Here is a 13660-nt window from a genome sequence, read left to right as displayed (position 1 = left end):
AAACACTTTTTTTTCTTATCTTCTGCCAAGCTTTCGTTAATGTGAACGCAAATGAGAATGAACTCGTGATACTTACGACCTTCTCTAGGGATCCTTTGATCCCCCTAGTAGAAGAATTCAAACGCCTCAATGCCAACGCTAAAGTCAAAGTCGTCCACAGGCCCACATCATCAAGCATGAAGCTTCTCAATAACCAATATATTGAAGATATCGATTTAGTGCTCACTTCATCGCCTTTGGTTATTTCACGTTTAACAATGCAGGAAAAGCTTATGGACGTCCCCACTCGTTTTAAGCCTCCCCTGCCATTATCTGCCTATATTCTTCCTGAGCTAAGTAAAGTGGTTACCATTGGCTATTCAGGTGCCGGTGTTGTATGGAATCGTGATTATTTCCGCAATCATCAGTTACCTGATCCAACGTCTTTTTCTTCGCTCACGAACCCCATTTACTTTGGTCACGTGACCATGAGCGCCCCTTCCCGATCTGGAACAACGCAGCTCATGGTCGAGAGTATTCTTACTCAATATGGCTGGAATCAAGGATGGCAAATTATCACTAATGTCGGCGCGAACTTGGCCACCATTTCATCCCGCAGCTTTGGGGTGGCGGATTCAATCGCCGCTGGCAGTATTGGTGTAGGGCCTACCATTGACAGTTACGCCAAAAACCTAAAACAAAAGCTGGATTACATCGATTTCACTCATGATAAGGACTTAACACTCATGCCGACCTACATCGGCTTTGTTAAACAAAAAACTGAAGACGCGTATAGGAGGAGGTTTGTTGAGCTATTACTGTCAAATACCATTCAAACCGCGATTCAAACGAATACCTTTGCAAAGTACAGCGTAAACGACACCGCACTTTTGCATGGCAAACACGTTATTTTGAACCTAGATTCCTTACTGGAAAGAGAACACGGAATCATCCATTTATTCGATGTTCTTGTGACGCGGCAGCTACCACAACTTCAAGATGCTTGGTTAGCCCTCATTCAAGCTAGAAATCGGTTTGGGAATAACGAATTGGCTTTAACGGAATTAGACCGCTTGCAACAGCAGCTGTTTTCCCCACCGATCAGCCAAGCTGAGTTTTCTCAATCGATGGCGGAAATCTTTCCTTCTCAACAATCTAGTGACATTCAGAAACCAGAGGTTCGCGCCAAACTGGCGCAATGGCAGCACATGGTCAAGACTCAGCGCGAAGTCACTATCCATAGCGTGATGCAAAGCGTTCGAGGGTTAATTCAAGGTGAGGGTCGATGAAGTTTCGGTACCACACCATTGGGGCAAAACTGATATTGGCTTTTGCCACCTCTACTGTTTTACTTGCGATAGTCAGCATGGTTGCGTGGATCACTTGGAACACGTTAGATAGGCAAGTAGAAAGCTTGTTAACCACGAGCGTTCCCAAATATAACGCCAGTTATCAGCTTGAAAGTCGCAGCTCTCAAATACGCGCGCTTATTAACTACCTGCCAGAGATTGATAACACCGTGGTTCTGGACGATCACGTGCAATCACTGCACCTAGAGTTGAATGGTATCGAGGAAACCCTTAAGAATCTAAGAGACAACCCACAAGCTCACACGCTACTTTCAGGCTACCGCTCTCTTGCAAATCAGATCTCTCTCTACGAGGAGTTAGTTCGACGGCATATCGATAAAATGCGTGCATCCGCGAGGATTAATGAACAGATACAATGGATTCATCAAGATATACGTTCAGAATTAAAGCCGTTAAGGCAAGAAATCGAATGGCAAGTTGAACGAGAAAGCAATACATACGCCCAAGCCAAATTGCTCGCGACTCTAAGGCTCATTCAAAACGTCACCGATTTAGAACTCGCATTGTATTCTTTACTGCAAGAAGTCACGATGTTTTCTCATGTGTCTCAAGTTGATAATGGCATGAAAGTTATCCAATTTCGGTTAGATGATCTTAAAGAAATGAGTGCACCGTTATACCAAATTCCTTCTGCAATATCTTACCAGCAGCTCATTGGTGAGTTAGATTCCCTTCTCGATTTGAATGGCGGCTTTCATTTGGCATTAAGTAAGTTAGTCTCATCCCGCCATTCGCTTCGAGAACAACAAGAAAAAATCTCCCAACAGTTAAATAGGCTTCATCAAAATGTTGCCTACCTTGCTTCCAATGCAAACAGCGACTTTATTGCGGTAAAAAGCGACACTGCCGATGTGATTTCTTACGGTAATCAAATCCTAATAGCGTGCTTCAGTCTGTCCATTTTAACGAGTGTATTTTTAACCTATTACTTTATTCATCGTCGTATCGTTTCAAGGTTAACAGCGCTCAGTACCACCTTAGATGCCATGACACACAAAAAGCACGATTTTCCTTTCCCCGTTGAAGGCAAAGATGAAATCGCCGGCATTAGCCGAAAACTCAAAGAGTTTTACTTTGCGATGCTTGAAATGGAACAAACCAATGCGTTGAATCTGATTAACAACACACATTCTAGTTTAGTCACCTGTGATATGACTGGAAGAATCGAATCCGTGAACATGAGTGCTAAACAGTTGTTCGAGCTCCCAAACAAGATCCCAGAAAGTCATTTATGGAATTGGATACCAAAGGAAAAGCAAAGTGCTTTAAAGGAACTGTTTGCCCCCCAATCGAGGCTACTGACGGCTGGTGAAGCAAACGTGGTTCTTTCGCTTGGGAGTGAAAACGCGCCGTATTACTTACGCTTTTATTTGAGTGTATTTCAACAGGGACGAGCCGAAAAGGTGATGGTAACGGTGGTTGACATTACCGAGCAAGCGCACGCCAACCACTTGCTGGAACAACGTGTCGCAGAAAAAACAAAGGATTTAGTTGCTGCAAACCAAGATCTTCAGGTCGAAATCGAAGAAAGAGTAAAAGCTGAATTTCATCTGAAAGAAACGCAGAGCGAGCTTATTCAAGCAGCGAAAATGGCAGTGGTCGGCCAAACCATGTCGTCGTTAGCACACGAGCTCAATCAACCACTTACCGCCATAAGCACCTATTTATTCAGTGCTCAGATGGCACTTAAACAGCAACAATATCCGCTTACGAATGAATCACTTTCTCGCATCAGTGTTATGGCAGAACGCATGGGCAAAATCATCAACAGCTTAAGACATTTTGCTAAAAAACAGCCGCAAGATGTTGCCCTATCGTCTATCAGCCTACGCGAGGCACTTGATCAAGCCTTGGTATTGGTCGGCACTCAGGCTAAAAAACTGGAAGCTGCCATCGAACTCGATGTTAAGGAAGAGATGTACGTATTTGCAGATAATGTTGGCCTTGAACAAGTTTTAGTCAACCTTTTGGTAAACAGTCTAGAAGCGATTTCAGAAGTCGATACCAGAACCATCAACATCAGCTGTGAGCCATACAAAACCGGAGAAACAATGCTTTTCATTTCGGATAGCGGTAAGGGGTTTGACGGTAACGTCATCCATCAGATTTTCACACCATTTACAACGACGAAAGAAGTTGGACTTGGTTTAGGGCTCAACATCTGTCGATCAATTCTAAACCGTTTTAATGCGAAGATTTATCTTGCGTCTACGCTTTCTAGAGGCGCATTAGTTGTATTGGAGTTACCTAATGACCCACAATAATTTTTCCGCTTTGCTTGTCGATGACGACGCTGATGTATTGGATTCTTACAGCCACCTGATGTCGATTGCGAACATCCCAGCAAAATGCGTACAAGATTCGACTAAAGCTTGTAGCTATATTGATGCTAACTGGGAAGGGGTCGCCATTATTGATATGTATATGCCCAAGTTAAATGGTATGGAGTTGCTTGAAAGAATCAAATCCATTGATGGGAATATTCCAGTCGTTGTGATTACGGGTCATGGTGACATTCCCATGGCGGTTGAGGCTGTGAAAAAAGGCGCCAGTGATTTTTTAGAAAAGCCGATCAATCCACCAGCATTGCTTGAATTAATAAAAAAACACCTCAAAGTCAGACAAGAGTACATTCAACAAAAACGACATGTCACTCAATCGATCAAAGCAGAAATAATCGGTCACTCTGCTCAAATTCAATTGATCCGTAGCCACGTAGCTCAATTGGCTATGCTGAATAATCACATCGCAATTATTGGTGAATCTGGCACTGGTCGAAGGAGCCTTGCTCACCTTATTCATCAACTTAGCAAGCTACCCGAATACACGTTCCTACAATATCAAGGCAGCGCGCTTCAAAGTCAAAATGATGCGGAAACCGCTCTGAATAAGAGTGCCAATGGCACATTATTAATCACTCAAATCGAGTCGATTCCTGAAAACATTCAGCACTACTTAGCGCAGGAATTACTGCGTCAGGAGCGCAGCGGTAAAAGTCATACCCGACTTATTGCCATCTTCAATGAAGATCCTGAAGCATTAATTAAAGATCAGCGTTTAAACCCAGAACTTTACTATTTGGTCAGCCAAGGAAACATTGAAGTCCCTTCATTACGAAAACGTCCTGATGACATTGCCACACTCTTTCATTATTTTCTTAAACAAAGCTGCACGAAATTGGCAAAGCCTTTACCAACTGTGGATGCGTATTACCTGAATACATTAAGAAACCATACTTGGCCTGGGAATGTGCGTGAGCTTAGGAACGTTGCTGAACTCTACGCCATCGGAATAGTAAAGTTAGCGGGGCAAAATAGAATATCCAATCAAGATGTTTTAAAGACTCCGCTTGATGATCTCGTCGATGATTACGAAAAACAGGTGATCGAAGACGCCTTATTTCTATACTCTGGTAAAGTTTCTGAGGCCGCTAACTACTTACAAGTTCCGCGAAAAAAACTGTACCTTAGAATGAAAAAGCATGGGATAGAAAAAGATAAATTTAAAACTCGAAGCTAAGGTTGAGCATGAAGCTGAGGTCAAGCATGAAGCCGAGATCTGGCAAAAACACCGAGGTTTGGTAAACAAACAAGGTTTGATAAAATACACTTATGAAAATTAATGGTATTTATTATCATTAATCACAGGGAAAGCAACTGGTCATATATTTGTGATTGTAAATGACAAAGCGCCAAAGTATTGGAAAAGAATGGAAAACGAATCGATGTTATTAACGGTGTGTTACCAAAATTGCAATTTGATCAGTGGCTCAACCAAGCCTTAACAAAATAATTCCAAATATCAAACACTAAAAAAACCCCATTGAATGCGTATTTTGATGGGGCTTTTTTTCGTCGCCACATCAAAGAATATTTATCGTCAGAATAAAAATTATTCGTTTTACTAACCCCTCTTAAAAATCCAAAGTCGCCGCTCCTAACTAACTTATTTTTCACGAGATTCTGGCATTGGAAAACACGTCAACTGCGCCATTAAACATCACCGCACCAGTGATTGCGCTGTCTTTGTTTGCTATCGCATCAAGCTACTTAATGAGCATCATTCCTTTGATGTTGAGTGAGTACGGTATGAGTTCTGATATAGCAAGCTTAGTTGCGAGCAGTTTCTACGCCGGGCTACTCATTGGTGCGATAGCCATAGAACGATTAGTCGCAAAAACGGGGCACCGCAACGGGTTTATATTATGTTTGGCATTGCTTTGTAGCACCATTTTACTCTTGCCTATTTTCCCACATGCTGAAATATGGGTTGTTTCACGTCTAGTTGCAGGTATAGCCGTCGCTGGTATCTTTGTGATTGTCGAATCTTGGCTTCTCACGGGAGACGCATCTGGAAGAGGCAAGAGATTGGGCATGTACATGATGTTCTTATATGGTGGCTCCTCCCTTGGACAGTTAGGTATTAACATGTTTGGCGTAAGCGGCAATGCTCCATTTGTCGTGATCCTTACGCTCATAGTACTTGCAGCAATATCTTTGATGGTAATCCGCTCGACCCAACCAGAGTGCGAACAACACGACACTATGCCGTTTAAGCAAATCATGCAACTAAGTAAGCCAGCGTTGGTTGGCTGCACAGTATCAGGGCTAGTAATGGGCGCTATTTATGGTCTCATGCCACTTGAATTAACCAATAGAAACGTTGAATTAAATCAAGTGGGCAACTTGATGGCTTTGATCATTCTAGGAGGCATGCTTGTTCAACCGATCGCTTCTTGGTTACTCAAATACGCAGCAAGGGCATTGTTGCTGGCGTTATTCAGCCTGTTAGGTACATTCGCTATTGCTCTTATTGCTGTATTCAAGTCGCAATCGGTTCTCGCTGGATCGTTATTCGTTTTAGGTATGGCAAGTTTTGCTCTTTACCCAGTCGCAATTAATCTGGCTTGCGATAAGTTAGGAGACAACTACATTGTATCCGCAACTCAGGTCATGTTGTTTAGCTACAGTGTTGGTTCTGTACTAGGTCCGACAGTTGCGTATACGTTTCTAGCCAAAGAGGAAGGGCTAATGGGTTACTTGTTTGTCACTTTACTGGCAACCAGCATTTACATGTTGATTTCGAGTGCAAGACACAAGCCCACTCTTGTTGCTGGCGGGTAACAATTAAGTTTGTAAAAATGCTGCTATCGCTGTATTCTGCGCGTCCTTAATAAGGTCGACGGAATACAGCAATGAACCGGAAAAAGAAAATCAATCAAATTCTGAAAAAGAAGCAGAAGAAGAAAAATTCAAAACTGCAACAAAGCAACAAGCCTAAGTACATTTCTAAAGCCGAACGGGAAAAACTCGAAGCGGAAGCGCAGGTTCAATCAGATTCAACGTCTACCACTGAAGTCAGCCACAACAACGACTAAAGCAGCATATCTTCTTCTATTGGAAAGTATTGAGTTGCACTGTCTATCAGCGATTGCGCAGTCAGTGCTCTAACTCCATAGACCTCTACCCGCTTTTTGTATTTTTCACATATACGCCTTGCAAGAATATCGAAATCACCATCTCCTGAAAGCAGTACAATTGTGTCTACATCGGACGCCATTTCTATTGCATCGATGGCTATACCAACATCCCAATCCGCTTTTGTACTGCCATCCAGCCTTTGGATAAAAGGCTTCAAGACAACATTAAACCCGATTCCTCTTAGAATATGATGAAATTGCCTTTGCTTTTCTTGTTGGCTAGAAATGGCATAAGCATTGGCGAATACAACTTCCCGATCGTTCGTTGCCCTCCACCAAAACTCATTGTAATCAAAGTTTTTTCTAAACCTTTCTCTGGTGGTGTAGTACACGTTTTGTACATCAACCAAGATGGCGATTTTCTCTTTTTGGTTTTCTTTTTCCACGACAGCATCCATATATATGTTGAAGGCAACAGCATACAGAAATTTCTAAGAATCTCGACTCTAATACCTCCGATTTCAGTGACATCTCCGTATCAGAACCATAATTGTTCAATTAAGCGCCAATACTCACGTGATGAATCGGCTCCGAAATCAATCGAGATTTTCTGAGACAGGGAGAGGGAGATGACTCAACGTCATTTGGGTGCTAATCACGATGACGAACAGCCTCACTCTCCCGTTTTACCCTACCCATCAACGCCATTGGAAACAGGAAACATTGAAGCGGAAATATTGAAGCATCTTATATTTTGTTTCGTGCTAAAACGAATGCGTAAAGCCATATTTAAAATTTTGCTTTACACAAAAGAGATCCGAATTAATACAGCAAAGGTTACTGAAAGCGGATTTTCTTTCCGCTTTTTTGACGTGCAAATTTCTTGTCACTGAAGAATCAGTCCCGCAGCAAATGCCAAGCTTCGCATAGTGTTCTAAATTTTTCCGTGTTGCCCCCTTCTCTATCAGGGTGCCACTTAAGTGCCATTCTGCGCCATTGCTTACGTATTTCAGTTTGTGTTGATGTGTCGTCTAGTTCAAACAATCGTAGCGCTTTCTGACGAGTCATATCTCCACTGTGTGAACCTACAAAATTTCGGTATCGGGTCCAAAATTCATTAAGCAGTCTTTTTACTTCCCCACTTTCTGCCTCGTAATTACTCCAATCTGTATAGTAATCACGCAGAGGATCATTAACATCAATTTCATATTCACGAACCTGTGTGTCACTTTTTAATTGGATGTCCATCGCTTGAACCTGAACCCAAGAATCCGGATACAACGTTTCTTGCAATTGATATAAGGCATTCATCATTAAGAAATTTCGCTTAAATAGATCCTTCTCTGGGGAAGAATCCAGAAAAGGAATGATACCCAATTCAGAGAGATGAGAGGCTAAAGTATGGACCTTCCAACCTTCGCGTTTCTTTTTCAACACTTCCATAATGGGCCACACTAATGGGTTTTCCATGTGTGGGTCATGACTATGAATTAAATCGTTGTTCGACATAAGCGCTCTTATTTAATCTACTACTTATATTCAAAGCTATAGAGAAGATTTTGTCACTCTCTATACGTTAACCGGCATCACAAATTTTAGTTTGTATACAGCTCACTATTATGATAGTTGTTGCTTTATTCAAACCCCTACGGTCCCCATACCGGATGCTTGCACAACCAATGAGCGTTTTCTACTCTCCCCTATGGTACCTGAATGAAACGGGGAACGTTGTCGGAACAATAAGAATGCATCACAGTTTAGACGCCGCTTTTCATAGACACGATCTTGGGGATCGGTGCTTTGACCATCGTCTCTCTTGCCGCAAGTTTCACAGAGATGGTTAATCTAGCAACATGCTCGAAGAAACAACTGACGTTGCATATGGATTCTCAATTTTGGAATGGCTGTTTACCACAAGTGAAGTAGAGGCAGCCTCACTTATTGTCAGTGGCTTCATAAAGATGTGACTCAAAAGACTGGCGGGAGATATCATTCTAAAGCCGACTCTTCTGTATTTTATGACGTTATTGAAAGGCATAGGATCATCTCAGTCCAAGATAGAGAACGCCTATCCTGAGCTGAGATTAACTTGCTCGACGACGTAGTACGTTAGATGACACCTAGTTCGCGCAAACGTTCTGTTAGATAGCTACCAGCCGTATACCTTTCTGACAAGACAACCTCTGGTTTCGGATGCAAGAAAAGTGGCAGTGAGATGCGCGAATGAGTTTGCTGCTCACCAGTTGGGTTGATCACTCGGTGCGTAGTCGACGGGAAATAACCGCCTGACGCTTCTTGAAGCATGTCACCAATATTGATAATCAAATTACCGAAATCACAGGGCACATCTAGCCACTCGTCATTCTTTCCTTGGACTTGCAGTCCGGGCTCGTTTGCAGCCGGTAAAACAGTGAGTAGGTTGATGTCTTCATGTGCCGCAGCGCGTATTGCTCCGGGCTCTTCATTTCCCGTCATTGGCGGGTAATGAAGTACGCGCAGTAAGGTTTGCTCACTGCCATTAATCATTTCTGACAACGGAATGGAAAACTTCTTTTGAACATCGGCAGGTGCATGCGTCTCCACCCAGCCTAATAGCTCCTGCGCAAAAGTATTGGCTTGCTGGTAATAATCTAATATTTGCTCTTTTAGCGAAGGGGGAATTTGCCCCCATGGGTAGACATGAAAGTACTCTTTAATGTCTTTAACCGTATTCCCTTTCGCCACTTCAGAGACACTTGGAGGAAAGTAACCGTCTTGTGTGTCGACATTAAAACGATATTGTGCTTTTTCGTCCGTCATAAAAAACTTGTACCAGTTGTCGTAAATCGACTCAACAAGCTCTTTTTGGATAGGATGATTACTCAGTACGCCAAAACCTGTCTCACGTAGGGATTGAACAAATTGTTCAGCAGCATCTGGGGAACGATAATCTACAGTTTCTAATTTCATGACTGTCTTTACTTTTATTGGGTATAAAGGTGACTGGAAGGTTAAAAGTTTAGATATTAATGTGATTCAAGACAAACATTTGAGTGTTAAACCAAACCTAATTAACTAAGAATTGTGACAAGAAACTCATTTACATCGGTGTTTGGCGTTCCCTTTATTTAGGGATACTTCGTTCAAAAACAAAAAGGCAGTCACAACAATGACTGCCTTTGGTTTTACTCGGTTTCGTCTTTATAGACAAACCAAAAACGTTCTACGATTTTGGATCTATGGCTTCTTGCAAACCGTCACCCAAAAAGTTGATGGTGATAACAGTAAACAGAACCATAATGCCGGGATAAACAGCCGCCATAGGATAACTCCACATCGCCTCTCGGGCAGTCTGAAGCATGTTCCCCCATGATGGCGTTGGTGGGTTAATACCAAAACCAAGGAAGCTAAGTGCACTTTCCGTTAGGATTGCGCCACCAATACCCAATGTTGTTGCAGTGATAACTGGCGCAATTACGTTGGGTACAATATGTCGCGTCATCACAAACCAACTGCTTGCCCCGTACCCAATGGCTGCTTGTACATACTCACGATGCTTTACAGACAGCGTATTTGAACGAACAAGGCGAGCAGCAAACGGCCAACCAAGCAAGGAAAGTACAATAACCAATCGGTAAATACTGAAGCTGTCTGACCGTACGAGTTCTTCAGAGAAACCCAGCTTAGTCATATCAATACTTTGGATAAGAATCAGGAGCATGATACCCGGAAGGCTGATGATGAAATCGGCCGCACGCATAATGAAGGCATCAATTTTGCCACCATGGTAACCCGCAACCACGCCTAATATCGTTCCAATTACGGAAGTTGTAATGGCTGCCATAAAGGCGAAAGTCAATGAAACTTGCCCACCAAGAAGCAGGCGAGTGAAGATATCACGGCCTAATTCGTCCGTACCTAAAATATGATCTTCATCTGGAGCTTCGAAACGACTAAAGAGATCATCAGCAAAGGGGTCAACACCGAGCCAACCTGCGATTGGGGTTGCACTGAAACAAACAATGGTCAGTGCCACCAAGAAAACCATTGAAACCATCGCCAACTTGTGGCGAGACAAGCGTTGTGCCACCTGAACCCAAGGGTTTTGGCTGCGTTTAGCAACGTAACTCATTTATTACCCCCTTTGGTCAGGTCGATACGTGGGTCAACTTTCGAATAAAGAATATCCGCAATGAAGTTCATGATGAGAATTGCAGTCGTGGCAACCATAAAACATAACATTGCAACGTTGTAGTCACTGCCGTGGATTGAATCAACTGTCAACTTCCCGATTCCTGGCCAGCTAAAAATGGTTTCCGTAAGAACTGCCCCACTCATGAGAGCGGCAACATCCATGGCTAAAACAGTGATCATGGGAAGCATGCCATTCTTGATACAGTGCTTGAACAAAACGCGAGTCGAAGAAGCCCCCTTTGCTTTCGCGGTTCTAACAAAGTCTTGTCTGAACACTTCAAGCATGCTGGAACGCATAAAGCGCGAAATAGAGGCAATACTGAGCAGCGTTAAACTCAAGATAGGCAGAATCATGTATTCCAGTTTATCGAGCCCTTCAACGCCATCCGCTTCGCCCGTTCCCCCAGCAGGGAATATTGGAAAGACGACTGAGAAAATCATGATGAGCATCAGCGCCAACCAAGCCGCTGGCGTGGAAAGGAAAATATAAGTGAGACCACTAATAATGTAGTCTGTTGCTTTATTTTGCTTAACCGCACAAATGATGCCGATGGGTAATGCGATAAGCATGGACAGTAAGGTTCCACTTCCCACCAAAACCAAGGTATTTTTCATCGCGTCCCAAAGAACATCGATGGCGGGCTGAGAGAACATACGTGAGTACCCCAAATCACCTTGAAGTGCATCACCCAGCCACACAAAGTATCGAACATAAACGGGTTTATCTAACCCTTGTTCAGCCTTAAGGCGAGCAATGTCCTCAGAGGTAATATTTGGATCACTTTGCGCCAATAGATCTATAGGATCGCCTGGCATTAGACCCATAAGGTTGTAAGCAGCAAATGAGGCCAAGAAAAGCACCAATAGCATTTGCAGTATCCGTGAAATAAAAAAGCTTGTCATATTAACGTCCGAGCTGTTTTATCAGCTTCTTAATCTTGCTTATCATATTACGCCGATTTCCGTTCCGGTTGATTTCGACGGCGAGCGTTTCCAATATCCGGTACTGCATTAAGCAGTTCCTGGCTATAAGGGTGCTTTGGACTTGCAAAGAATTCTTCTTTTGTTGCTTGCTCCACTATTTCACCGCTTTTCATTACGACAATGTCGTGAGCAAGGTGGTAAACCACCGCCATATCGTGGCTTATGAAGAAAAAGGCAATACCATGTTCTTCTTGAAGGTCTTTAAACAAGTTAAGAATTTGAGACTGAACAGATACATCCAGTGCAGACAAGGGCTCATCTGCAATGATAAGTTCTGGCTTCAGCATCAACGCACGTGCAATCGCAATACGCTGTCTTTGTCCACCAGAAAACTCATGCGGATATTTGGTCAATACATCTTCACGCATGCCTACCCAATCCAGCACTTCTAGTGCACGAGCGCGCTGAGTTTCTTTATTCCCAATTCCGTTCACTTTCATTGGCTCTATCAAAGAAGCAAGAATGGGCATGCGTGGGTTTAGTGCAGAATACGGGTCTTGAAACACCAAGCCAATACGCTGACGAAGAGGGCGTTGTGCTCTTGCACTAAGACGGGAGATTTCTTGTCCGGATAAGTATATATCGCCGGAGTCTGGCACTTCCAACATACTGACCATTCGACCCAAAGTCGATTTACCAGAACCCGATTCGCCAACCACTGCCAGCGTTTTTCCCGGTTCAAGGTTCAAAGAAATGTTCTTAGTAACATGTAGATATTGTGGTTCACGACCAAACATCGATCCCGCTTCAAGTACATAACGTTTCTGTAAATTTTTAACTTCCAAAAGAGCCATTAGGATACGCCTCCTTTGGCTAATTGACGCTGTTTCGCGGCATCAACGTAATGGTCGAATAGTTCAGGGCAGCGATCGCGGAACGTATAATTGTCGCCACGCTGATCCAATGGAGGCACACTGCCAGGAATGGCCGGTAGTCTATCAACATTTACGCCAACACGCGGAATCGTATCGAGCAATGCTTGTGTATACGGGTGTTGAGGGTTATCGAAAATTTCGTTTACATCGGCCAATTCAACCACCTGTCCTGCGTACATAACCATCACACGGTCTGAAATTTGAGAAACAACCCCGAGAGAATGGCTAATAAACTGAATTGCGGTACCCGTTGTTTCACGCAGTTCTTCTAACAAGTCGAGCACTTGGGCTTGAACCGTTACATCCAATGCGGTTGTTGGCTCGTCGGCAATAAGAACTTTAGGTTTACACGCCAATGCCATTGCGATCATGACGCGTTGACGCATGCCACCCGACAGCTCATGAGGAAACGCTTTGGCTCTCTTCTCCGGATGAGGGATGTGAACTTGCTTAAGCATTTCAATTGCTCTGTTCATCGCTTCTGGCTTTGAAGCACCTTCATGAATGATGAACATTTCTGCGACTTGCTCACCCACAGTAACAACGGGGTTAAGTGCCGTCATAGGCTCTTGGAATATCATTCCAATGCCTTCACCACGGATTTTTTGGTAACGCTTTTCTGACATTCCAACAAGGTTTTCACCTTCGAAAAGAATTTCGCCAGACAGCTTTAGTTTTTTATCCAGTAAACCCATAACAGATAGTGATGTAAGAGACTTACCACAGCCTGACTCTCCAACAATACCCAGAATTTCACCAGCTTTAATTTGATAATTGACATCCTTTACAGCTAAGTGCGGCCCTAAGGCCACACTCATATTGCGAACGTCTAGTATTACTTCACTCATAGACATTCCAAT

Annotated in this window: 13 protein-coding genes and 1 pseudogene; 7 read left to right on the top strand and 7 right to left on the bottom strand. The window is 43.2% G+C overall.

All coding sequences use genetic code 11. From position 1 onward, the window contains the following. Nucleotides 1-41 precede the first annotated feature (41 nt). The 6 genes and pseudogenes from HC752_RS18930 (at nt 42) to HC752_RS18905 (ending at nt 6726) form a co-directional block, all read left to right on the top strand. A complete protein-coding gene (locus HC752_RS18930; protein WP_342029494.1) occupies nt 42-1268 on the top strand; it encodes an ABC transporter substrate-binding protein in 1227 nt (408 codons plus the stop codon). Further along, nucleotides 1265-3613 (top strand): ATP-binding protein, encoded by a 2349-nt coding sequence (locus HC752_RS18925; RefSeq protein ID WP_190336750.1) that lies wholly within the window; start codon nt 1265-1267, stop codon nt 3611-3613. The genes HC752_RS18930 and HC752_RS18925 overlap by 4 nt, the downstream gene beginning before the upstream one ends. Then, nucleotides 3600-4868: a sigma-54-dependent transcriptional regulator gene (locus tag HC752_RS18920; RefSeq protein ID WP_190336748.1), complete on the top strand. Its 1269-nt coding sequence runs from the start codon at nt 3600-3602 to the stop codon at nt 4866-4868. The genes HC752_RS18925 and HC752_RS18920 overlap by 14 nt, the downstream gene beginning before the upstream one ends. A gap of 186 nt (nt 4869-5054) precedes the next feature. Next, a pseudogene (locus HC752_RS18915) lies at nt 5055-5141 on the top strand (thioredoxin TrxC); the annotation flags it as partial. Between the two features lie 176 nt (nt 5142-5317). Further along, nucleotides 5318-6472: an MFS transporter gene (locus tag HC752_RS18910; protein ID WP_190336746.1), complete on the top strand. Its 1155-nt coding sequence runs from the start codon at nt 5318-5320 to the stop codon at nt 6470-6472. Between the two features lie 71 nt (nt 6473-6543). Next, complete coding sequence (locus HC752_RS18905) at nt 6544-6726, top strand: DUF2986 domain-containing protein (RefSeq protein ID WP_190336745.1); 183 nt, start codon at nt 6544-6546, stop codon at nt 6724-6726. Here the strand turns inward: HC752_RS18905 and HC752_RS18900 are convergent. Continuing rightward, on the bottom strand, nt 6723-7214 hold the full coding sequence (locus HC752_RS18900; RefSeq protein WP_342029493.1) for a LabA-like NYN domain-containing protein: 492 nt from the start codon (nt 7212-7214) through the stop codon (nt 6723-6725). The two genes, HC752_RS18905 and HC752_RS18900, sit on opposite strands and share 4 nt — an antisense overlap. 183 nt (nt 7215-7397) lie before the next feature. Here HC752_RS18900 and HC752_RS18895 point away from each other — a divergent pair, with 183 nt between their 5' ends. Further along, nucleotides 7398-7661 carry a hypothetical protein gene (locus HC752_RS18895; RefSeq protein ID WP_190336742.1) on the top strand — a complete coding sequence of 88 codons (264 nt, stop codon included), beginning with the start codon at nt 7398-7400 and terminating at the stop codon, nt 7659-7661. Nucleotides 7662-7665: 4 nt separating this feature from the next. Here HC752_RS18895 and HC752_RS18890 read toward each other — a convergent pair whose 3' ends face one another. From HC752_RS18890 to HC752_RS18865, 6 genes are all read right to left on the bottom strand, one after another. Further along, a complete protein-coding gene (locus HC752_RS18890; protein ID WP_190336740.1) occupies nt 7666-8277 on the bottom strand; it encodes a DNA-J related domain-containing protein in 612 nt (203 codons plus the stop codon). A 600-nt stretch (nt 8278-8877) separates the two neighbouring features. Then, entirely contained in the window at nt 8878-9717 is an 840-nt protein-coding gene (locus HC752_RS18885; RefSeq protein WP_190336738.1) for an isopenicillin N synthase family dioxygenase, read from the bottom strand. A gap of 253 nt (nt 9718-9970) precedes the next feature. Then, the gene (locus HC752_RS18880; protein ID WP_190336737.1) at nt 9971-10879 is read right to left on the bottom strand and encodes an ABC transporter permease; all 909 of its coding nucleotides are present in this window, start codon (nt 10877-10879) and stop codon (nt 9971-9973) included. Then, on the bottom strand, nt 10876-11844 hold the full coding sequence (locus tag HC752_RS18875) for an ABC transporter permease (RefSeq protein WP_190336736.1): 969 nt from the start codon (nt 11842-11844) through the stop codon (nt 10876-10878). The genes HC752_RS18880 and HC752_RS18875 overlap by 4 nt, the downstream gene beginning before the upstream one ends. 47 nt (nt 11845-11891) lie before the next feature. Continuing rightward, nucleotides 11892-12719, bottom strand: coding sequence for an ATP-binding cassette domain-containing protein (locus HC752_RS18870; RefSeq protein ID WP_190336735.1), 828 nt, complete (start codon nt 12717-12719; stop codon nt 11892-11894). Further along, nucleotides 12719-13648, bottom strand: coding sequence for an ABC transporter ATP-binding protein (locus HC752_RS18865; RefSeq protein ID WP_190336734.1), 930 nt, complete (start codon nt 13646-13648; stop codon nt 12719-12721). The genes HC752_RS18870 and HC752_RS18865 overlap by 1 nt, the downstream gene beginning before the upstream one ends. Nucleotides 13649-13660 lie beyond the last annotated feature (12 nt).

It is taken from the genome of Vibrio sp. S9_S30 (assembly GCF_014694455.1).
In the GTDB taxonomy this organism is placed as follows: Bacteria; Pseudomonadota; Gammaproteobacteria; order Enterobacterales; family Vibrionaceae; genus Vibrio.
This window is presented reverse-complemented; position numbering and strand designations above follow the sequence as displayed.